This is a genomic window from Pseudomonas sp. Pseusp11, from assembly GCF_047304405.1.
Taxonomy (GTDB): domain Bacteria; phylum Pseudomonadota; class Gammaproteobacteria; order Pseudomonadales; family Pseudomonadaceae; genus Aquipseudomonas.
In genome coordinates this window covers 87,515-109,328 of record NZ_JBGLZF010000001.1, presented here as the reverse complement: position 1 = coordinate 109,328, position 21,814 = coordinate 87,515, and the positions used below count along the sequence as shown (strand labels likewise).

Sequence of the window (21,814 nt, the reverse complement as noted above, 5' to 3'; positions counted from 1 at the left end):
CCTTAGAGAACTGCTTTCGGGTAGGAACCCAGCACTTTGAGTGCCACTGCTTCCTGACTGATCTTTTCCAGCACACCTTTGACCAGCGGGTCGCGGTGATGGCCGACGAAGTCGATGAAGAACACGTAGGTCCATTTACCGCTGCGCGACGGACGGGTCTCGATCCGCGTCAGGTCGATGCCATTGTCGTGGAACGGCACCAGCAATTCGTGGAGCGCGCCGGGTTTGTTGCTCATGGAAACAATGATCGAGGTCTTGTCGTCGCCGGTCGGCGGCACTTCCTGGTTGCCGATCATCAGGAATCGCGTGGAGTTGTCCGGGCGATCCTCGATTTTCTCGGCCAGACGGGTCAACCCGTAGAGGCCGGCAGCCATGTCGCCGGCAATCGCCGCCGAGTTCCACTCACCCTTGACCCGCTTGGCCGCCTCAGCGTTGCTGGACACCGCCACGCGCTCGACATTCGGGTAATGGGCATCCAGCCACTTGCGGCACTGGGCCAGGGACTGGGCGTGGGAATAGATGCGACTGATGCTGTCGGTCTTGGTGTTTTCGCCAACCAACAGGTGGTGGTGAATGCGCAGCTCGACTTCGCCACAGATCACCATGTCGTGTTCGAGGAAGCTGTCGAGGGTGTGGTTGACCGCGCCTTCGGTGGAGTTTTCCACCGGGACCACGCCAAAGTTCACCGCACCGGCCGCCACTTCACGGAACACTTCGTCGATCGCTGCCATTGGCTTGCTGATCACCGCGTGACCGAAGTGCTTCATGGCCGCAGCCTGAGTAAAGGTACCTTCAGGGCCGAGGTAAGCCACTTTCAGCGGCTGCTCGAGGGCCAGGCACGAGGACATGATTTCGCGGAACAGCCGCGCCATCTCTTCGTTACCCAGCGGCCCCTGGTTACGCTCCATCACGCGCTTGAGCACCTGAGCTTCGCGCTCAGGACGATAGAACACCGGCACTTCGCCTTCGGCCAGCGAGGCCATCTTTACTCGCGCAACTTCCTGGGCGCAGCGTGCGCGCTCACTGATCAGTTCCAGGACCTTTTCGTCCAGAGCATCAATGCGCAGGCGCAGTGCCTTGAGTTCTTGCTCAGACATTAGCCGTGTTCCTTCTCGAACTCTGCCATGTACGAGACCAGTGCGTTGACCGCAACGATATCGACGGCGTTATAGATGGAGGCACGCATGCCGCCCACGGAACGGTGACCTTTGAGGTTCAACAGGCCACGTTCGTCGGCACCCGCCAGGAACGGCTTGTCGAGACGATCGTCGGCCAGACGGAACGGCACGTTCATCCACGAGCGGTCAGGCTTGTTGATCGGGTTGCTGTACAAGCCGCTGGCGTCGATGAAGTCGTACAGCGTACGCTGCTTCACTTCATTGAGCTTGCCGATGGCTTCGACGCCGCCCTGCTCTTTCAGCCACTCGAACACCAGACCGGACAAGTACCAGGCCAGGGTCGGCGGCGTGTTGTACATCGAGCCGTTGTCGGCCGCGACCTTGTAGTTGAGCATGGTCGGGCAGATGGAACGGGCGTTGCCCAGCAGGTCTTCGCGAACGATGTTCACGACGATGCCGCTCGGGCCGATGTTTTTCTGGGCGCCGGCGTAGATCATGCCGAAACGCGAGACATCCACCGGGCGCGAAAGAATGTCCGAGGACATGTCGGCGACCAGCGGCACATCACCGGTTTCCGGGATCCACTGGAATTCCAGGCCGCCAATGGTTTCGTTCGGCGCGTAGTGAACGTAGGCCGCATCTTTCGACAGGTTCCATTCGTTCTGACCAGGCACAGCGAAATAGTCGTAAGGCTTGGCGGTCGCGGCAACGTTGACGTGGCCGTAGCGCGAGGCTTCTTCGATCGCTTTCTGCGACCAGATACCGGTGTCGATATAGTCGGCGGTGCCGTTTTCCGGCAACAGGTTCAGCGGAATCTGAGCAAATTGCTGGCTCGCGCCACCTTGCAGAAACAGCACTTTATAGTTCGAGGGGATATTCAGCAGATCACGCAGATCCTGCTCGGCCTTGGTGGCAATGGACACGAACTCATCGCTGCGATGGCTCATTTCCATGACCGACAGGCCCTTGCCGTGCCAATCAAGGAGTTCAGCCTGGGCGCGCTTCAGGACAGCTTCGGGAAGCGCCGCAGGACCGGCACAGAAGTTATAGGCTCTCTTGCTCACATCCAATCTCGCTCTGATTTGGTGGTATCACGCAATAAATCTGTAGGAGCTGTCGAGCAGAGCGAGGCTGCGATCTTTTAGTGCTGAGCGAAAGCAAGAGCCAGATCAAGAGATCGCAGCCTCGCTTCGCTCGACAGCTCCTACATTAAAAACAATTCCACAGTTCCCTGAGGACAAACAACAAGGGGGCGAATCTTCATCCGCCCCCTGCTTGCCCGCTTACTCCTGCGGCTCTTCGTCGGCGGCGGCGTCGAGTTGCTGGTCGTCGGCAACATCGTCGATCACGACCTCACCGTCGAACACTGCACCCTCTTCACCTTCAAGCCCTTCGCCTTCCAGCTCTTCGCCTTCGACTTCCGACGGCTCCTGAACCCGCTCCAGGCCCACCAGCGTTTCATCGTTGGCCAGCTTGATCAGGGTCACGCCCTGGGTGTTACGACCCAGGCTGGACACTTCGTCGACGCGGGTACGAACCAATGTACCCTGGTCGGAAATCAGCATGATTTCCTCGCCATCAAGCACCTGGACCGCGCCGACCAGACGGCCGTTACGCTCGTTGCTGACCATCGCGATAACACCCTGACCGCCACGCTTGTACTCAGGGAACTCGGTGATCGCGGTGCGCTTGCCGAAACCACGCGCCGAAGCGGTGAGGATCTGGCTGCCTTCTTCCGGGATCAGCATGGAAATCAGCTTCTGGCCTTCCGGCAGACGCATGCCGCGGACACCGCGAGCGGTACGGCCCATGGCGCGAACGTCGGTTTCCTTGAAGCGAGTCACCTTGCCGCCGTCGGAGAACAGCATGACTTCGCGATCGCCATCGGTAATGGCCGCAGAGATCAGCACGTCGCCTTCATCCAGCTCCAGCGCGATCAGACCGACGCTGCGTTGACGACTGAAGGATTCCAGCGGGGTCTTCTTCACGGTGCCTTTGGCAGTGGCCATGAAGATGAAGTGACCTTCGGTGTATTCCTCGACCGGCAGCATGGTGGTGATGTATTCATCACTGTCCAGCGGCAGCAGGTTGACCAGCGGACGACCACGGGCAGCGCGGGACGCTTCCGGAATTTCATAGGTTTTCAGCCAGTACACTTTGCCTTTGCTGGAGAACAGCAGCAGCGTGGTGTGGCTGTTGGCGACCAGCAGGTGAGCGATGTAGTCCTCATCCTTCACGCCGGTAGCCGATTTACCTTTACCACCACGACGCTGAGCCTGGTACGCCGCCAGCGGCTGGGTCTTGGCGTAGCCACCGTGGGAAATGGTCACGACGCGCTCTTCTTCCGGGATCATGTCGCCCAGGGTCAGGTCGAGACGGGCATCGAGAATCTCGGTGCGACGCACATCGCCGTACTCGGCACGGATCACTTCCAGCTCTTCGCGGATCACTTCCATCAGGCGCGTGGCGCTGTTGAGGATGCGGATCAGCTCGCCGATCTGGTTGAGGATCTCTTGATACTCGGCCAGCAGCTTTTCGTGTTCCAGACCAGTCAAACGGTGCAGACGCAGCTCCAGAATGGCTTGCGCCTGCTCTGGCGACAGGAAGTACTTGCCGTCGCGCAGACCGTATTGCGGATCGAGGTTTTCCGGACGGCACGAATCGGCACCGGCACGTTCGACCATCGCGACCACGGCGGAGGATTCCCAAGGCGTGCTGATCAGCGCTTCCTTGGCTTCCGACGGGGTCGGCGAAGCCTTGATCAGGGCGATGACCGGGTCGATGTTCGACAGGGCAACCGCCTGACCTTCCAGGATGTGGCCACGTTCGCGCGCTTTACGCAGCTCGAACACGGTACGACGGGTCACGACTTCGCGACGGTGACGAACGAAGGCTTCCAGCAGATCCTTGAGGTTGAGGATCCGCGGACGACCGTCGATCAGCGCGACGATGTTGATGCCGAACACGCTTTGCAGCTGAGTCTGGGCGTAGAGGTTGTTGAGGATCACCTCAGGCACTTCGCCGCGACGCAGCTCGATCACGACGCGCATACCGTCCTTGTCGGACTCGTCGCGCAGCTCGGTGATGCCTTCGAGCTTCTTCTCTTTGACCAGCTCGGCGATCTTCTCGATCAGACGGGCCTTGTTCAGCTGGTAAGGGAGTTCGGTGATCACGATCTGCTGACGGCCACCGACCTTGTCGATGTCTTCGATGATCGAGCGGGCACGCATGTAAATGCGCCCGCGACCGGTGCGGTAGGCTTCGATGATGCCGGCGCGACCGTTGATGATCGCGGCGGTCGGGAAGTCCGGACCGGGGATGTATTGCATCAACTCATCGACAGTCAGCTCCGGATTGTCGATGAGTGCCAGGCAACCGTCGATGACTTCACCGAGGTTGTGCGGCGGAATGTTGGTCGCCATGCCCACGGCGATACCGCTGGAGCCGTTGACCAGCAGGTTGGGGATCTTGGTCGGCATGACCGCGGGGATCATTTCGGTGCCGTCGTAGTTCGGCACCCAGTCCACGGTTTCTTTATGCAGGTCGGCCAGCAGCTCGTGCGCCAGTTTGGTCATGCGCACTTCGGTGTATCGCATGGCCGCGGCGTTGTCGCCGTCCACCGAACCGAAGTTGCCCTGGCCGTCCACCAGCAGGTAACGCAGCGAGAATGGCTGCGCCATCCGAACGATGGTGTCGTACACCGCGGTATCACCGTGCGGGTGATACTTACCGATCACGTCACCGACAACACGGGCAGATTTCTTGTACGGCTTGTTGAAGTCGTTGCCCAGCTCGCTCATCGCGAACAGCACACGCCGGTGCACGGGCTTCAAGCCATCGCGCGCATCCGGCAGTGCCCGCCCGACAATTACGCTCATCGCGTAGTCGAGGTAGGACTGCTTCAGCTCGTCTTCGATATTGACCGGGAGGATTTCTTTGGCCAGTTCGCCCATGAGAAGCCTGATTCCTTTTTCTGGTGAAACTTCGTCACATCCATATGGGACGAACGAAGCTCGCCGATGCAGACTGAGTGCCATGCACCGACTTACGACAAATCAACGAGTTATGCCATGGATCTGCGCAGTAAAGGCAGCCACATCAGGCTACCCTGGAAACCGCCGGATGTTATCACAAGAGCCGCCACGCACCTATCCCCCAGATGCGCATGGAGCATAGTTAGTTGACCGGTGACAGGCTTGAAGGAGACGAGAGGGGCTTAGAGGCGTGATCAACCGGCATTCAACCGTATTTTTCACTTGTAAACACCGATTTCGTACAGCCTGAATGATTTAATGCAGACGCTTGCGGCACATCAACTGGGCCATTTTCGCGGTGTCCGGGCGCTCGACGATGCCTTTTTCGGTGACGATCGCATCGATCAGGTCGGCCGGGGTCACGTCGAACACCGGGTTGAACGCTTCCACATCCGCCCCCACCCGCTTGCCGCCAACTTCCAGCAACTCGCGGCCATCACGCTCTTCGATAGGAATCTCGTCGCCACTGGCCAGGTTCATGTCGATGGTCGAACTCGGCGCTACCACCATGAAGCGCACGCCGTGGTGCATGGCGTTGACCGCTAACTGGTAGGTACCGATCTTGTTCGCCACATCGCCATTGGCGGTAATCCGGTCGGCGCCGACGATCACCCAGGTCACACCCTTGGTTTTCATGATGTGCGCGGCAGCGGAATCGACATTGAGGGTCACCGGAATACCCTCATTGGCCAATTCCCACGCAGTCAATCGCGAACCTTGCAGCCATGGCCGGGTTTCGTCGGCGTAGACGCGCTCGACCATGCCTTCGATGAACGCCCCGCGAATCACCCCCAGCGCCGTGCCGAAACCACCGGTGGCCAGTGCACCGGTGTTGCAATGCGTGAGGATCGCCTGGGCGTTGCCTTGATGTTTGCGGATCAGGTCGACGCCCAACTGGGCCATGGTCAGGTTGGCTTCGCGATCACTTTCGTGGATGGCGATGGCTTCGGCTTCCAGCACCGACAGCGGATCGGCGTGCTCCTTCAGGCGCTCAAGCCGCTCACGCATGCGACCCAAGGCCCAGAACAGATTGACCGCGGTCGGACGGGAGTCAGCCAACAGCGCGAAATCCTCTTCCAGCGCCGCTTGCCAGTCGCCCCCTTCGGCAAAACGGGTACGGGCCGCCAGCACCACGCCATAGGCCGCACTGATACCAATAGCCGGCGCACCGCGCACCACCATCGAGCGAATGGCTTCGGCCACACCCGCAGCGCTGGTGTAGGCGATCCAGGTTTCCTCGAACGGCAAAATACGCTGATCCAGCAGGTACAGTGCGCCATCACGCCAATCGATGGCCTTCACCTTCTCCGCAGCCAACAGTCGATCGCGCATCCCACACCCCGCACTCATGAACAAAAGCCGCCGATTATAGCGATCCCCCCGCGAAGACGCTCGGGTATACTTCGCCATCCTTTACAAAAGCACTGGAACCGACTCTCGATGCCGACCCCCACCGCTGCGCTCGACCTATTATTGCTGCCGACCTGGCTGGTACCCGTCGAACCGGCTGGCGTGGTCCTTAAAGAGCATGCCCTGGGCATCCGCGACGGTCGTATCGTGTTTATCGGCCCACGCGCAGCAGCCTTGAAGCTTAACGCAAGCGAAGTGCGCGAATTGCCGGGCATGCTGCTCAGCCCCGGCCTGATCAATGCCCACGGGCACGCGGCAATGACGCTGTTCCGCGGCCTGGCCGACGATCTGCCGCTGATGACCTGGCTGGAAAAACACATCTGGCCGGCCGAAGCCAAATGGGTCGACGAGGCTTTCGTACGCGACGGCACGGACCTGGCCATCGCCGAGCAGATCAAAGGTGGCATCACCTGCTTCTCTGACATGTATTTCTTCCCGAAGGTCGCCAGCGAACGCGTACATAACAGCGGCATTCGCGCCCAGATCGCCATTCCGATCCTCGATTTCCCGATTCCAGGCGCCAGCACCGCGGATGAAGCCATTCGTCAGGGCGTCGAATTATTCGGCGATCTCAAGCATCACGAACGGATCAAAATCACCTTCGGCCCCCATGCCCCGTACACCGTGGGCGACGAAAACCTGGAAAAAATCCGGGTGATCGCCGAAGAGCTGGACGCCTCGATTCACATGCATGTCCACGAAACCGCCTTCGAAGTGCAGCAGTCGGTGGAACAGCGCGGCGAACGCCCGCTGGCCCGCCTCGGCCGCCTGGGCCTGCTCGGGCCGCGCTTCCAGGCCGTTCACATGACCCAGATCAGCGATGAAGACCTGGCGCTGCTGGTAGAAAGTAACACCAATGTGATTCATTGCCCCGAGTCGAACCTGAAGCTGGCCAGTGGCTTCTGCCCGGTCGAGCGTTTGTGGCAGGCCGGAGTGAATGTGGCGGTCGGCACCGATGGCGCGGCCAGCAATAATGACCTGGACCTGCTCGGCGAGACCCGCACCGCCGCTTTGCTGGCCAAGGCTGTCGCCGGCTCGGCCACCGCGCTGGACGCCCATCGCGCCCTGCGCATGGCCACGCTCAATGGCGCCCGTGCGCTGGGGATCGAAGCGCAAACCGGCTCGCTGGAAGTCGGCAAGGCGGCGGACATCGTCGCGTTCGACCTGTCGGGCCTGGCGCAGCAACCGGTCTACGACCCGGTTTCGCAACTGATCTATGCCACTGGCCGCGACTGCGTGAAACACCTTTGGGTCGCCGGCAAGCAACTGCTCGACGACCGCCGCCTGACCCGCCTGGATGAAGCGCAACTGTGCGCCACCGCCAAGGCCTGGGGCCAGCGCATCAGCGGCCACACCGAATCATAAGCACCCTGGACCAAAACCGGGGCAACAGAATTTTTCAAGTTTTAGAGGACTGACACCATGAGCAACGTCGACCACGCCGAAATCGCCAAGTTCGAAGCCCTGGCCCATCGCTGGTGGGACCGCGAAAGCGAGTTCAAACCGCTGCACGACATCAACCCGCTGCGGGTCAACTGGATCGACGAGCGCGTCAATCTGGCCGGCAAGAAAGTCCTCGACGTCGGTTGTGGCGGCGGCATCCTCAGCGAAGCCATGGCCCAACGCGGCGCCACCGTGATGGGCATCGACATGGGCGAAGCGCCGCTGGCGGTCGCGCAATTGCATCAGCTGGAATCCGGCGTGAATGTCGAGTACCGGCAGATCACCGCCGAAGCCCTGGCCGAAGAAATGCCTGAGCAATTCGACGTGGTCACCTGCCTGGAAATGCTCGAACACGTGCCGGATCCGTCCTCGGTGATCCGCGCCTGCTTCCGCATGGTCAAACCTGGCGGCCAGGTGTTCTTCTCCACCATCAACCGCAACCCGAAGGCCTATCTGTTCGCCATCGTCGGCGCCGAATACATCATGAAGCTGCTGCCGCGCGGCACTCACGACTTCAAGAAGTTCATCCGCCCTTCCGAGCTCGGCGCCTGGAGCCGCATGGCCGGCCTGACCGTCAAGGACATCATCGGCCTGACGTACAACCCGCTGACCAAGCACTACAAACTGGCAGCCGATGTCGACGTCAACTACATGATCCAGACCCTGCGCGAGGAGTAAGCCGATGCGTATCAGAGCAGTTCTTTTCGACATGGACGGCACTCTGCTCGACACCGCGCCGGACTTCATCGCCATCTGCCAGGCGATGCGTGCTGACCGTGGTTTGCCGCCGATGAACGACAAGCACATCCGTGACGAGATCTCCGGCGGCGCCAGGGCGATGGTCGCGGTGACTTTCTCGATGGACCCGGAATCGCCGGGCTTCGAGGAGCTGCGCCTGGAGTTTCTGGAGCGCTATGTCAAAGGTTGTGCGGTGCACAGCAAGCTTTTCGACGGCATGGGCGAATTGCTGGCCGACATCGAGAAGGCCAACCTGATCTGGGGCGTGGTCACCAACAAACCGCTGCGCTTCGCCGAGCCGATCATGCAGCAATTGGGGCTGGCCGAGCGTTCGGCGCTGCTGATCTGCCCGGATCACGTGAAGAACAGCAAACCGGACCCGGAGCCGTTGATCCTGGCGTGCAAGATGCTCGACCTCGATCCGGCCAACGTGCTGTTCGTCGGCGACGACCTGCGCGATATCGAGTCCGGGCGTGATGCCGGCACCAAGACAGCCGCCGTGACCTATGGCTATATTCACCCGGACGATAACCCGCGGCATTGGGGCGCGGATGTGGTGGTCGATCATCCGCTGGAGTTGCGTCAGGTGCTGGATAGCGCTTTGTGCAGCTGCTGATTACAGAGGCTTTTGTGGCGAGGGAGCTTGCTCCCGCTGGGCTGCGAAGCGGCCCCTTTTATTATCGCGCAGTGTCAGGTATGTCGCATTTGCAGGTTTACGACTGCTTCGCAGCCGAGCGGGAGCAAGCTCCCTCGCCACAAATACGATGCCTGCCTGTTGAATTGTGTTGAGGTTTTTTTATGTTTGATTATTCCGCCCGCCCTGAATTGCTCAAGGACCGGGTCATCCTGGTCACCGGCGCTGGCCGAGGCATCGGTGCTGCCGCCGCGAAAACCTACGCCGCGCATGGCGCCACCGTATTGCTGTTGGGCAAGACCGAAGCCAACCTGACTCAGGTCTACGACGAAATCGAAGCGGCCGGGCATCCACAACCGGTAGTGATCCCGTTCAACCTGGAAACCGCCCTGCCCCACCAATACGATGAACTGGCGGCCATGATCGAAACCGAATTCGGCCACCTCGACGGTTTGCTTCACAACGCGTCGATCATCGGTCCACGCACACCGATCGAGCAGTTGTCCGGCGAGAACTTCATGCGCGTCATGCAGGTCAACGTCAACGCCATGTTCATGCTGACCAGCACCCTGCTGCCGCTGCTCAAGCTGTCGCAGGACGCCTCGGTGGTGTTCACCTCCAGCAGCGTCGGTCGCAAGGGTCGTGCGTATTGGGGCGCTTACGGCGTGTCCAAGTTCGCGACCGAAGGCCTGATGCAAACCCTGGCCGACGAAGTAGACACCGTCGCCCCCGTGCGCTCCAACAGCATCAACCCCGGCGCCACCCGTACCAGCATGCGCGCTCAGGCCTACCCTGGGGAAAATCCGCTGAACAACCCGACACCCGAGGAGATCATGCCGGTCTACCTTTACCTGATGGGGCCGGACAGTACCGGTATCAATGGCCAGGCGTTCGACGCTCAGTAATGCCCGTGCGTCGCTTTTGTGCCGCGACGGCTTCCCGTCGCGGTACGCAAAGCCAGTGATAACTGCCACTGTTTCAAGTCAAATAAATGTCAACGCCCCCGGCACCATCCTTCGCAAAACCCTAAACCCTATTGATTTAGAACGCTTTTTAGCCGACTGAACTGAATGGCACGACTTTCGCTCTAATTTTGCTCAGACACGCCGTGTGAAAGCAGACGGGGCGGAGCTTGAGCCGAGAGGTTACTAATCTTCGGCAAAGCGGACTAAACTCGTGCCAAATGTCCTACGGGACTGATGGACCAGTATGACGCGCAGCCCAAAGCCGCTCTCACCCAGCCTGTAAGACAGTCTTACTGTTTAGGGGCTCACGCCATATGAAATCACCTTCCCAGACCAACGCAATTGACTTCGACAGCGCCAAATTGCAACGCCTGGGCTTTGGTCAGCAGCCTCCCCTTCTGGAGCGGCCCGTCAGTCTTGCGCAATTGCGTCAGGCGCTGGGCCTGCAACTGCAAACCAGTCTTGAGCCGCAACGCATTCTCGGACTTTTCTTCCGTGAAATTCAGCGCCTTGTGCCGCTGGATGCCTTGAATTATGAGCATCAGCCCAGCGACTTGCGCCTGCAGTTCGGCCAGCGAGGTCATCATTCGATCAGCTACAGCCTCAGTCATGAAGGCGAGCAATTGGGTGAACTGGTGTTCCGTCGCAATCAGCGTTTCAGCGATGAAGAGCAAGGCCATCTGGAGTCGCTGTTATCAGCGCTTCTCTATCCGATGCGCAATGCCCTGCTCTACCGTGCCGCCACCCAAAGCGCCTTGCGCGACCCGCTGACCGACACGGGCAATCGCATCGCGATGGATCAGACGCTGCAACGGGAAATCGAGATGTCGCGCCGACACTCACAGCCCCTGTCGCTGCTGATGCTGGACATCGATCACTTCAAACAGATCAACGACACCTACGGGCACAGCGCCGGCGATGAAGTGCTCAAGGCCGTCGCAGCCTCGATCAAAAGCCAGTTGCGTAACGTGGACATGGTGTTCCGGTTTGGAGGCGAAGAATTCATGATCCTGCTGTCCAACACCAGCCGGGAAGCCGCGGCCATGGTCGGCGAACGACTGCGGTTTGCTGCGCAAGCTCAGGACTATGTGGCCGAAGGCAAGACTATCGAACTGACGGTCAGCCTGGGTTGCTCGACCCTGCTGCCCGGCGAGTCTGCCGACAGCCTGTTGCGACGAGCCGACAGTGCGCTGTATGTGGCCAAGCGCGAGGGGCGTAACCGGTTGGCGATGGCGGGCTGAGTCAGTTCCCGATAATCAAATGTGTGGCGAGGGGGCTTGTCCCCTCGCCACACAGGCTAGCTCCTACAGTTGTTTCGTGTAGTCTTCATATCAGCTCTCGGCCAACGCCATCCGCTCACGGACTACCGGGGCTTTCGCTGCCAACTCCAACTGCATGCAACGTTCCAGGAACAGGTACATGTAGTCGTAACTTTTGCAGACCGCCTGACGCAATTCCATTTGCAGGGATTTGCTCGGGTTCAGCCCCGCCAGGGTGCAGATGATTTCCAGCGCTTCCCAAGGATGGGCATCGTCGTACTGGGCGTGCATCTTCAACCACTTCATGGCCCGCTTGCGATCTTCCTCTGGGAACGATGCCGCGTAGACGCCACTGGAACAAACCAGCGCCGACCACTCTCCGGTTGCACCCTCGATCGCGTAGTTGGTGGCGGCGATAGCCACGATCAGCGAGTCCGACGAACTGGTGTGCCAGCACCAGTGACTCAAGGCGTGAAGTTCAGGCGCAACCTGTTGCGCCTGCAGATCTTCCAGGCTGATACCGTGAGCACGGCTCCAGTGCACCCAGTAATCGGCATGGTTCAGTTCGACGCGAATATTGCGCATCAGCCAGCGACGCGCCATGTCTTCGCCAGGGTGGCGTGCAAAACGGGTCTTGGCCAGGTTCTGTGCCATGTATAAGGCGAACTGTTCGACCACCGGCCAGCCACCAATGAGGTACTGACGCATGGTTTTTGCGCTGAGCTTGTTATCGCGCATCCGCTGGTACAGTTCATGTTCGACGACGCGGCGCTTGCTCTCACTGCAATCCTGAATCAATTGCTGAGCCCAGGCGGGGTAACTTGCAGCTTCCATGAGGGGTCCGGTTCTGTTGAATGTGTCGATCACTGTCGCGCTCCTTTTGATTGTGATTTTCAGATCAACAAGAGATTTCAACGGAACGTGCCGGGCGCCTTGAATAACAAAGGCCGGGGCCTGGCAGGACGACTTTGTAAACTGTCGCAGGTAAACAGATGCGGGCGTTCAATCAGATACCCTTGAGCGTAATCCACCCCGATCTCCAGCAATGCCTGCTCGATCTGAGGTGTTTCAACGAACTCGGCAATCGTACGCTTACCCATGACATGCCCGATGTGATTGATCACTTCGACCATGGCGCGGTTAATCGGGTCGTCCAGCATATCCTTTACGAAACTCCCGTCGATCTTCAGGAAGTCTACAGGTAAATGTTTCAAGTAAGCGAATGAGGACATACCGGCGCAGAAGTCATCTAATGAGAAGTGGCAACCTAAGCCTTTGAGTTCATTAATAAATCTAATCGCGCTAGGCAAGTTGGAAATCGCGCTAGTTTCTGTAATTTCAAAACAAATCATTTCAGGCGGAATTGAATATGCAACAAACTGTTCACGAAGGAAGTCCAGAAACGCCTCATCTCCGATAGTAATACCTGACAGATTTATCGCACACATGGCCAGCGGCTCTTCGCCCTCTTGGGCGATGGCCTGGGCAATGACCTTGAAAACGTTCTCCACCACCCAGCGGTCAAGCGACGTCATCAAACCATAACGTTCGGCGGCCGGAATGAAACTGTCCGGCAGAATCATGCGCCCGGCTTCGTCATGCAGGCGTAGCAGGATTTCGATATGTCCGCCGTCCCGCTCGCCAAGACCCAGAGGCGCGATTTCCTGGGAGTACAGGCAAAAGCGGTCCTCCTCCAACGCCATGTGCAGGCGCTGCACCCAGGCCATCTCGCCATAGCGCAGGGACAGCTCCGAATCGTCGGCGTGATAGACCTGAACCCGGTTGCGGCCCTTTTCCTTGGCCATGTAACAGGCCATATCAGCGGCTCGCAGCGAGGCCTCGAGGGTGGCCGGACTCTGAGTGACGTGCACCAGGCCAATGCTCACCGTGGTCACGAACGGCCGGCCTTTCCAGACAAAGTGCAGGTTCTGCACGGTCTGGCGCAGGACTTCGGCGATTTTCTCGGCGGCTTCCGGCGCACAGTTTTCCAACAGAATGCCGAACTCGTCGCCACCCAATCGGGCCAAGGTGTCGCCTTCGCGCAAACCTGACTGCAGCAACGCACAAATATGCCGCAACAGCTCATCGCCGGCAGCGTGACCGCAGGTGTCGTTGACCAGTTTGAATTGATCCAGATCGAGGAACATCAAGGCATGACGCCCCGCTTGTCGCGTCAGGCCGTGCAGGGCCTGTTCCAGGCGATATTCAAACTCGCGGCGGTTGGCCAGCCCGGTCAAGGCGTCATGGGTCGCCTGCCAGGACAGATTGGCGATGTACTGCCGCTCCTGGGTCATGTCATGCAGCACCAGCACGGTGCCACTGACCTTGCCCGCGTTGCGGATCGGCGCACCGACCAGGGTCACCGAAACCGTGCTGCCATCCAGTCGCTGGATCAGTTTGGAATGTTCGCTGCCGCCGCTGAGCTGGCCGCTCAAAATGTGCTCGATCAAGGTAAAACCGTCGGCCTGGGCGTTCTCGTCCAGCAGATTGAACAGCGCCGCCAATGGCAACCCCGTTGCCTGCTCGGCTTTCCAGTGAGTCAAGGCCTCGGCGGCCGGGTTCATGTAGGCAATCGCGCCCTCGACGTCGGTGGTGATCACCCCGTCGCCAATCGATTGCAGGGTGATCTGCGCCCGATCTTTCTCCAACTGCAAGGCATCGGCGAAGGCATGGCGCTGCTCGAGCAGCTTTTGGGTACGCAGCAAGGCCAGCACGATCAGGCCCAGCGCGGTCGCGAGGTTCGTCGCCAGCAGCAACCGGAGAATCATGCGCGAGCCCTCGCCCAAGGCATCGCTGAACGCTTTGGCAGGGGGCGTCACGCCATCGTTGATGGCCAAAATCTGCGCCTTCCAGCGCTTGATGTCGGCATCGGAGGCCTGGCTATCGACGATACCCTGATGCATTTCCTGCGCGACGTCATCGAGCCGCACCAGGTACGCGTCACCGATCGTCCAGAGCTCGATGGCTTTTTCCAGGTAACTGATGTGCCGGAAATTGAGGTACAGCCAAATCAGGCTGGGGACGTCGTCCGGGTGATTGCCGCCCTTGAGGATCGCGAGCCGCGCGGCCTCGATATTCGGTGGCTGATGATCCAGCGCCATACGCAACTCATGGCCGCCCTGAGGCACGGCAATCGCGGTCTGGTATTTGAGAAAAATCGTCTCGTCGCGACTGTCGGCGTAGAGATTAAGGTAATAGATGGCGTCTTTCTGGCCCTTGGACCACAGGCTCTCACCGCCGACGTAGCCACGAACCGCCGAAAGAACGTAAAGACTGACGCCGCCCAACAGTGCCTGAAACAACACAACGGCGATAAATGGCCAGACGATGCCCAACAGCCGTGGCGTTCCGAGAGTCCGCGCTTGATTCATGAGGTCCCTTGTTTTAGCACTGCCAGATCATCATCCAACGTGATCGCTACAGCTAGACTAGGGTGCGATCTCGAAACCGGCAAGCAGAGGATCGACCTCTATGCCGTACACGTGCGCCCCAAATAGATATATACCGCCAAGGCCAGTTTGGAGATCTGTTTACTGGGCACTTCGGGCTCCCCCTATCCGTTACGGGAACCCTTTCAAAGGAGTGCAACATGACAGAGACGTCTTCACCTTCACCCGATCAACCGGCGCTGTCACCCGCAGACGAAGAATTTCGCGCCAGACAGGCTCTGGGACTCGACGACGGCCCGGATATCGAAAACTTCAGCCTTCGCACCACCGCCCAGGATCGACGAGGGTTCAAGGCTATTCAACGCGCGGCCCCCAGCCTCGCGAAACACATGACCATCGACACTTACAAGGCAAAACGCAACGATGCTCAAATCACCGACATCGTGAAAGCTTTCCTGAACGGCAAGCGTTCGTTAATCGGTCATCTCGGCGCCTCTGTACTGGCTTCCGCCTCCATGGATCAACTGCGAGCGACGCCGTCTGTATTCCTCCAGCGAATACTGAACACAGTCGAAGCAAAAGAGCTGGGGGACAGACTGCTCAGGACGCTCAGGTGGTATGGCGCAGGCCCTGGCGAACAAACTTCGGCGTCCGTGCGCCATCAGCTGGTATGCAAAGCCATATGCCTTTACTTGCAAGCCCCGTCAGCGGATGAGCCGCAGGAAGTCGCCGGATTCCGCTGGCAAGACACGGCTCACTGGGGCAAAAGCTACCAGGCCCTGCGCAGCGATTTTGAACTGCACTTGCTACGCACCAACCGGGTGACTGATGCAAAAGAGGCGGCCTTTCTCGCACGGGTGTTCGAGACCCGCCTCTCAAAGGACTTCGCTGTGCGCGATACTCCGCCCGACCTTCCTTACAAAAGTTCGGTGGTGTGGGTGAACTTCATGCACGGCGTGCTGCTGGCAGATGAATTTGGCCTTGATCGATTGCAACCGCTGTCCTTTCAACAACTCGTCGACTTGCCCCTGACCCGGAGCGCCGACGCCTCACCCGAGCAACTTGAGCAGATTACTCGACTGAGGATGGGGCCGGCACTGGAATGGGCGGTTTGCTGCGGCATCGTTCAATCACGAAGAAAATCCGATTACGACGAGGACGATATGAAGCGGGCGATGGCGGCTCTGGAAAGCCACAGCAAGAGCCTGAACAACGCCGTTATGACACTGGATTTGCCGCCCCCTGAAAGACTGAAGATGGCCAAACGGGTAAAGGATGATCTGTTTGGCCAGGCAATGTTCGAATCGGACGGGCGCAAGTTGCTGCGCGATGATCCACCGAGCGGCGGCCCCAGAGACACGCCCTCATTGAAACTGCCAGGCTATGCATTCCTGGATGTCTATGCCGACGGCCAATTCGATGACAAGAGAAAATGGTTTGTAACCCGACCCGACGGAAAAACACGAACCAGTCAGTGGATCAAGATCGACGACAAGCGAACCCTGCGTCATGGGGAATTCTTTCGCAAAGATCATGAGGGGATCGAAAGGCGTGTGCTTACCAGATACGAAGGCGAGACACTGCCTGATATCAACACGCAGTTTGAAACAGACTTCACAAACTACCTCTCGAAAATCAGGACGGCCTATCAAACCCTGATTACCAGTCTGCTGACCTCACTGCCACTGACCGACCGCCAGGCCCTTGAACGGGGTGACGTCCGCTTGCTGAGCCTGCACCTGGACGAAAAACACATCAAGGCAAGGGGAGACATCCGGCCAAGAAAAGGTTTCGTTCTACAGGTGACCCACAATCATGAAATTACCTATTACGAACTGATCCCGAGTGCTGGCGTCATTCGTTGTCGACCCCACCTGAGAGTTTCAACAATCAACGGAGTTCGCACCACGTTTTCGTTGCACGCCTCGATCCCCGGACAAACATATACCGCTGAACTCAGCACTACGCTGCTTCTCGATTGGGCCGCTCACTTAAAGGGCACACAGCCTGCTGATAGAGAGTACTGCATAGCGATCCTCGGCGTGGTAGGTGACGTGCCCACAGCTGTATCGCCGATCGCAGACGATAGCGATAGCAAAGTAACAGCGCTGGCATCCTCCCGTTTGAATGCAGTGGCCCACTACATTGCAACGAATTTTCTGTACGTCGACGAACAGCAGTTGCGTACCCAGGCCCGCGGCATGACGGCATTCGACACCCTCAGGACCAGAAGCGAACAACGGATCAATACGACCCTGGAAGTAGCCAAAGGGTTCGTGCCCTTCTGGGGCAGCATCGAGGACATTTTGTCGGGCAAAGTTGGCCAAATACTCATAGGCGTGGCCGGACTCGTGCTGGACCTGGCTTCATTCCTCACCCCTGTCGGGAAATTCATGTCGGGTTCGGTGCGGTTGATCAGGGCCGGGGCAACTGCCTCGCGAATGACCGTCAAAGCAAGTCTGCCTTCCTTTTCAACGTTGAGCCGAAAACTCCTGACCGCCTCCCTGAGCAACCTCAATCCGCTGGACGGGGTCCCGACACTGCTCAAGTCAATGGGAAGCGGTGCCTGGAAAGGACTGCACATGGCGGGACGCGTTAGTGTTAGCGGGTTCAGGAAACTGGCAGGACGCGCCGACAGCTACCGACTGGTGCACAACCTGCCCCAGACAACCGATCCGGGGCGCTGGAAGCCGCTGGCAAGCAGTGATCGACTGGCTACGGTCAATGGCGTCGATGACGTACTCGTGCGCAATACCAGCCCATCGGACCTGACCCGATTCCACCCCGTCGACCCGGTAACGTCCTTGCCCTATGGCCCCCGCCTGCACAATCACAGCAACAACCTCATACAGGGCCGGTCAACCTTCAAAACGTTATCTCCTGCCGAATCCCACGTCCTGGTAGAACTCCCGAAAGACGCCCATGTCCGTGAAGTACTTGAGGTCGATGGTCGAACTACGCTGTTCGTTGATGACGTTCCCTATCGTCTGGACGGCAACCAACTGCGGCGTGCCGACTTGATTGATGATCAGGCGATGTTCAAATCCTTGCCTTGCCGGGTACGACGTAGCCCGGGTGCCGATGTATGCACCACCACATTCGTCACCCGTGATCCGGCACCGACGCCGCCCGTCGGCAGTTTCGACGACAACAAAGGCTGGGCGCCGTGGTTCGGAGACAGTATCTATACACCGGCTACTGAGAACAGGGCGATGCTGCTTAAAACCCTGAAGAGTAAAAACCGGCTCCCGGCTACGATGGAGTTCCAAAAAGGGATTTGTGGGAGGATCAAGGTGAGTATTCCCTACGGGCCCCAGAATCAATTTGATACCTTCGAGGCGGGTGCCACCCTCATCCCGGCCATGGACGGTTCGAAGCACTATGTGTTCACCCGGCTGGATGCTGGAGCTTTTTACATCGCCGAACTGGCACAAGGTCAAAGCATAAGAGACACGCTCAATTTCAAGAAAGCCTCCACATTGCCGGAAGATCTCAAAACAGAATTGCTGAAGGTCTACACCGGATCGTTGAATGCCAACAACATGGCAAGGATTTACGGCACGGAAGCGGTGGAGCGTGCGTTGAAAACCATGGAGGAAATTGCCATTCCGATTGGCGGCCACGTGAACCCGCCCGATACGCTCAAATTGCTCAAGGTCGATACCAGTCCGGGAGAAGCGGTGCTGTTCGACCACTCGACCCGAATGATTGTCACCCGACTGCCAGACGGTGCGAAAAACTGGTCACGCAGCAAGGAGGCACCGGAAGTGCTCCGCCAGAGGACGATGGAAATTTTCAATACGTTATTTCTTGAACCGACCTTCAAACCGAAGAATGTCGACAGCGCCCTGCGGATCGACAGCGCGATGCAAAAGCTCCAGAACCTGATCCCTCGAAGCCAGCGCACTCGCAACCCGAGAAACATCGCGTACGCCGAAGTCACCACCGCGGCGGGAAAGCGAGAGGTTTACGTGAGCGTTTCAGGTGCACAGGGGACAACCGGACATCTGCCATTGTTCAAGCAAAACCTGGGGGCAGATCATGTGAAAGTCGGAGAAACGACGTACTTCAATATTGATCTCAATCCACCACTCCCCGGCATGTCTCTGAGCGTGACACCCGAGGGCAAACTGCTGGCCGTGCCGCACACCATAAAAAACATCGACACCTATACACCGCCATTGACCAGTGCACCGACCTCACTGGACAGCGAGAGCAAGCTGATTGGTGTAATCCGCGAGAAATACTCCGATCCCCAATCGATCAAATCAGTTGACGTTGCCACCACCATGCCGCCTTGTGACTCGTGCTCGGTAGTGATGAAGCAATTTGCTTACGACGGCGGGGAAAATGCCCTGAACGTTATGTGGCACTAATTTAGTGCTGCTGCAAATGCCCATAAAGCTTGGCGTACAAACCACCATCGGCAATCAATTGCTGATGGTCGCCATCCTCGGCAACCTGCCCGCCATCAAACACCAGCACCCGATCGGCCTGCTTCACGGCCGACAATCGGTGCGCAATGATCAACGTGGTACGGTGGCTCAAGAAGCGCGCCAGTGCCTGGTGCAGGTTGTACTCAGTGGCCGCGTCCAGTGCGGACGTGGCTTCGTCGAGGATCACCACTTTGGGCTCGGCCAACACCATTCGGGCAATCGCCAGGCGTTGACGCTGCCCGCCGGATAAACGCACGCCGGATCGCCCGACGATACTGTCCAGGCCATTGGGCAGTTCACGTACCGTGTGTTGCAGCTGAGCAATTTCCAGTGCCTGCCAGCAGGCCTCGTCACTGCGTTCGCGGCCCATGGTCAGGTTGGCCCGCACGGTGTCGTTGAACAGGGCAGGATGTTGCAAGACCACGGCGACATTTTCCCGGACGGTTTCCAGGCCGATCTCTTGCTGAGTCGAACCACCGAAACGGATGGTCCCGGCCAGCGGCGTGTACAAACCCAGCAGCAACTGCACCAGGGTACTTTTGCCACCCCCGCTGGCACCGACAATCGCGACTTTTTCACCGGGGGCAATCGACAGGTTCATTTGGTTCAGCACCAACTCGTCGCCGTAGCCGAAACTCAGCCCCTGCACTTCGATGCCCACCGTGTCGCGCCCTTGGAACGGATCAACACCGCCGGTGTATTGCGGCTCGTCGGCACGGGCCAGCAACTCGTTGATCCGCGACAGCGCACCGCCGGCGGCGTAAAAGGCGTACTGCAAATTGAGCAGCTGTTCCACCGGACCGATCATGAACCACAGGTAACTGAACACCGCCAGCATCTGGCCGATGGACAGGTCGGAAAACAGCACGGTGAGCATGGCCGCGGCGCGGAAAATATCGATGCCGAACTGGAACAGCAAACCGCTGGCCCGGTTCGATGCATCGGTTTTCCACTGCGAGCTCACCGCGTAATCGCGCACTTCCCGCGCTCGCTGCCCCAACCGTCCGAGGAAAAACCCCTGACGATTACCGGCACGCACTTCCTGGATGGCGTCCAGGGTTTCGGTCAAGGCTTGGGTGAAGCGTGAGGTGCTGTCGTTCTCGAGCTTCTTCAGATGTTTGACCCGCTTGCCCAACTGCACCGTGGCGTAGATCACCAGCGGGTTGAACAGCAGAATCAGCAGCGCGAGTTTCCAGTGCATCCACATCAGGATCGATGCGGTGCCCACGAGTGTCAGCATCGCCACGAGGAAACGACTGAGGGTTTCGCCGACGAATTTGTCCAGCGTGTCCAGGTCGGTGACCAGGTGCGTGGTCACCGTGCCGCTGCCCAGGCTTTCGTATTCGCCCAGCGAGATGCGCTTGAGCCGGTCGATCAACCGCACCCGAATCCGATACACGATGTCCTTGGCCAGCGCCGCAAACAATTTCGCCTGCACCACGTTGAACAACAACGCGGCGCAACGCAGCGCCAGGGTCACCAGCAGCATCAGGCCGATATAACCCGCGGCTTTCTGCCAGACGTCGGGCAGCGCGTGGTTCATGATTTTCAGCGCAACATCACCGTGGCCCAGCAGCACTTCATCCACCAGCAACGGCAACAGCAACGGGATCGGCACGCTGCACAGCGTTGCCAATACCGCAACGCCGTTGGCGATCCACAGGGATTTTTTATGGTGAAGGGCCAGGCGGCGGATTTCCGCCCAGCTCAGCCGATCGACACGTTTGGGAGCCGCTGCATCATCGGGCAGATCATGCACAGGCAGCGCGCTCCAGCCAGCGGCCGAGCAATGGTGACAACTCGCTCAGGGGCTGATAGCCATTGGTCAGCAGCGCCAATTGACCATTGCGCTCTGCCAGCAAGGTCGGGAAACCGGCAATGCCCAAGTCCTGGACCCAAGTGAAATCGGCGGCGGTCGCAGCGTGCTGATCGGCACGGTCGAACGCTGCGGCAAACTCGATGCGCGGCAAACCGGCCTGCTCCGCCAGCTCCACCAACACGCTGGCACGGGTAACGTCGCGACCTTCAGCATAGAACGCATGCTGGATCAGCCCGAGCAGTGTCCAGGCGCAATCCGGCGCCAGGCTGCGCGCGGTCACCAGCGCCCGACAGGCAGGCTCGGTGTCGTAGACAAACCCGTCGGGCAACGCGCCTTCAAACTTGAACGGCTGGCCGGTGGCCTCGTGAACCGCCTGCCAGTGCTCAAGGATGTAGCGCCGGGTGGTCGGCTCCAGCGCCGCGCCACTGCCGGTGCGCAAACCACCCACCACCAGATGCAACTCCACACCCGCCGCCTGCGCCTGCTCGACCAGCGCTTTGGCCACCGGAGCGAAGCCCCAGCACCAGGAACACATCGGATCCATCACATAGAGCAGGCGTGCAGACATG

14 protein-coding genes are annotated in these 21,814 nt (G+C 59.1%); 6 read left to right on the top strand and 8 right to left on the bottom strand.

All coding sequences use genetic code 11. The features are described from left to right. Positions 1-2 precede the first annotated feature (2 nt). The 4 genes from pheA to mtnA all read right to left on the bottom strand — a co-directional run bounded on the left by pheA (position 3) and on the right by mtnA (position 6,484). Complete coding sequence (gene pheA, locus ACCC96_RS00515; RefSeq protein ID WP_007939916.1) at positions 3-1,097, bottom strand: prephenate dehydratase; 1,095 nt, start codon at positions 1,095-1,097, stop codon at positions 3-5. Continuing rightward, complete coding sequence (gene serC, locus ACCC96_RS00510; RefSeq protein WP_019650495.1) at positions 1,097-2,182, bottom strand: 3-phosphoserine/phosphohydroxythreonine transaminase; 1,086 nt, start codon at positions 2,180-2,182, stop codon at positions 1,097-1,099. The genes pheA and serC overlap by 1 nt, the downstream gene beginning before the upstream one ends. Positions 2,183-2,401: 219 nt before the next feature. Continuing rightward, positions 2,402-5,071, bottom strand: coding sequence for a DNA gyrase subunit A (gene gyrA / locus ACCC96_RS00505; protein ID WP_413694694.1), 2,670 nt, complete (start codon positions 5,069-5,071; stop codon positions 2,402-2,404). A 336-nt stretch (positions 5,072-5,407) separates the two neighbouring features. Then, a complete protein-coding gene (gene mtnA / locus ACCC96_RS00500; RefSeq protein ID WP_258672854.1) occupies positions 5,408-6,484 on the bottom strand; it encodes an S-methyl-5-thioribose-1-phosphate isomerase in 1,077 nt (358 codons plus the stop codon). A gap of 108 nt (positions 6,485-6,592) precedes the next feature. On the opposite strand from mtnA, the gene ACCC96_RS00495 reads away from it, so the two are divergent. From ACCC96_RS00495 to ACCC96_RS00475, 5 genes are all read left to right on the top strand, one after another. Further along, on the top strand, positions 6,593-7,927 hold the full coding sequence (locus ACCC96_RS00495) for a TRZ/ATZ family hydrolase (protein ID WP_413694693.1): 1,335 nt from the start codon (positions 6,593-6,595) through the stop codon (positions 7,925-7,927). A 57-nt stretch (positions 7,928-7,984) separates the two neighbouring features. Next, positions 7,985-8,683 carry a bifunctional 2-polyprenyl-6-hydroxyphenol methylase/3-demethylubiquinol 3-O-methyltransferase UbiG gene (gene ubiG, locus ACCC96_RS00490; RefSeq protein WP_019650491.1) on the top strand — a complete coding sequence of 233 codons (699 nt, stop codon included), beginning with the start codon at positions 7,985-7,987 and terminating at the stop codon, positions 8,681-8,683. Between the two features lie 4 nt (positions 8,684-8,687). Then, complete coding sequence (gene mupP / locus ACCC96_RS00485; RefSeq protein WP_413694692.1) at positions 8,688-9,359, top strand: N-acetylmuramic acid 6-phosphate phosphatase MupP; 672 nt, start codon at positions 8,688-8,690, stop codon at positions 9,357-9,359. A gap of 182 nt (positions 9,360-9,541) precedes the next feature. Then, positions 9,542-10,282: a YciK family oxidoreductase gene (locus ACCC96_RS00480; protein WP_007939907.1), complete on the top strand. Its 741-nt coding sequence runs from the start codon at positions 9,542-9,544 to the stop codon at positions 10,280-10,282. A gap of 374 nt (positions 10,283-10,656) precedes the next feature. Further along, positions 10,657-11,583 (top strand): GGDEF domain-containing protein, encoded by a 927-nt coding sequence (locus ACCC96_RS00475; protein ID WP_413694691.1) that lies wholly within the window; start codon positions 10,657-10,659, stop codon positions 11,581-11,583. A 90-nt stretch (positions 11,584-11,673) separates the two neighbouring features. Here the strand turns inward: ACCC96_RS00475 and ACCC96_RS00470 are convergent, their stop codons facing one another. After that, a complete protein-coding gene (locus ACCC96_RS00470; protein ID WP_218584820.1) occupies positions 11,674-12,435 on the bottom strand; it encodes a TenA family transcriptional regulator in 762 nt (253 codons plus the stop codon). Between the two features lie 77 nt (positions 12,436-12,512). Further along, the gene (locus ACCC96_RS00465; RefSeq protein ID WP_258672851.1) at positions 12,513-14,972 is read right to left on the bottom strand and encodes an EAL domain-containing protein; all 2,460 of its coding nucleotides are present in this window, start codon (positions 14,970-14,972) and stop codon (positions 12,513-12,515) included. Between the two features lie 218 nt (positions 14,973-15,190). Here ACCC96_RS00465 and ACCC96_RS00460 point away from each other — a divergent pair, with 218 nt between their 5' ends. After that, positions 15,191-19,366, top strand: coding sequence for a deaminase domain-containing protein (locus ACCC96_RS00460; protein ID WP_413694690.1), 4,176 nt, complete (start codon positions 15,191-15,193; stop codon positions 19,364-19,366). Between the two features lies 1 nt (position 19,367). Here the strand turns inward: ACCC96_RS00460 and ACCC96_RS00455 are convergent, their stop codons facing one another. Together ACCC96_RS00455 and ACCC96_RS00450 are read right to left on the bottom strand one after the other, a co-directional pair. After that, complete coding sequence (locus ACCC96_RS00455; RefSeq protein WP_413694689.1) at positions 19,368-21,185, bottom strand: ABC transporter ATP-binding protein; 1,818 nt, start codon at positions 21,183-21,185, stop codon at positions 19,368-19,370. After that, positions 21,178-21,780: a DsbA family protein gene (locus ACCC96_RS00450; protein ID WP_172901241.1), complete on the bottom strand. Its 603-nt coding sequence runs from the start codon at positions 21,778-21,780 to the stop codon at positions 21,178-21,180. The genes ACCC96_RS00455 and ACCC96_RS00450 overlap by 8 nt, the downstream gene beginning before the upstream one ends. Between the last annotated feature and the right edge of the window lie 34 nt (positions 21,781-21,814).

What these genes read in the sequence shown, in the direction of transcription:
- ACCC96_RS00460 (WP_413694690.1), top strand. Translation starts at nt 15,191, where the DNA reads ATGACAGAGACGTCTTCACCTTCACCCGATCAACCGGCGCTGTCACCC.
- gyrA (WP_413694694.1), bottom strand. Translation starts at nt 5,071, where the DNA reads ATGGGCGAACTGGCCAAAGAAATCCTCCCGGTCAATATCGAAGACGAG.
- ACCC96_RS00495 (WP_413694693.1), top strand. Translation starts at nt 6,593, where the DNA reads ATGCCGACCCCCACCGCTGCGCTCGACCTATTATTGCTGCCGACCTGG.
- ACCC96_RS00475 (WP_413694691.1), top strand. Translation starts at nt 10,657, where the DNA reads ATGAAATCACCTTCCCAGACCAACGCAATTGACTTCGACAGCGCCAAA.
- ubiG (WP_019650491.1), top strand. Translation starts at nt 7,985, where the DNA reads ATGAGCAACGTCGACCACGCCGAAATCGCCAAGTTCGAAGCCCTGGCC.
- mupP (WP_413694692.1), top strand. Translation starts at nt 8,688, where the DNA reads ATGCGTATCAGAGCAGTTCTTTTCGACATGGACGGCACTCTGCTCGAC.
- pheA (WP_007939916.1), bottom strand. Translation starts at nt 1,097, where the DNA reads ATGTCTGAGCAAGAACTCAAGGCACTGCGCCTGCGCATTGATGCTCTG.
- ACCC96_RS00450 (WP_172901241.1), bottom strand. Translation starts at nt 21,780, where the DNA reads ATGTGTTCCTGGTGCTGGGGCTTCGCTCCGGTGGCCAAAGCGCTGGTC.
- ACCC96_RS00480 (WP_007939907.1), top strand. Translation starts at nt 9,542, where the DNA reads ATGTTTGATTATTCCGCCCGCCCTGAATTGCTCAAGGACCGGGTCATC.
- ACCC96_RS00470 (WP_218584820.1), bottom strand. Translation starts at nt 12,435, where the DNA reads ATGGAAGCTGCAAGTTACCCCGCCTGGGCTCAGCAATTGATTCAGGAT.
- ACCC96_RS00465 (WP_258672851.1), bottom strand. Translation starts at nt 14,972, where the DNA reads ATGAATCAAGCGCGGACTCTCGGAACGCCACGGCTGTTGGGCATCGTC.
- mtnA (WP_258672854.1), bottom strand. Translation starts at nt 6,484, where the DNA reads ATGCGCGATCGACTGTTGGCTGCGGAGAAGGTGAAGGCCATCGATTGG.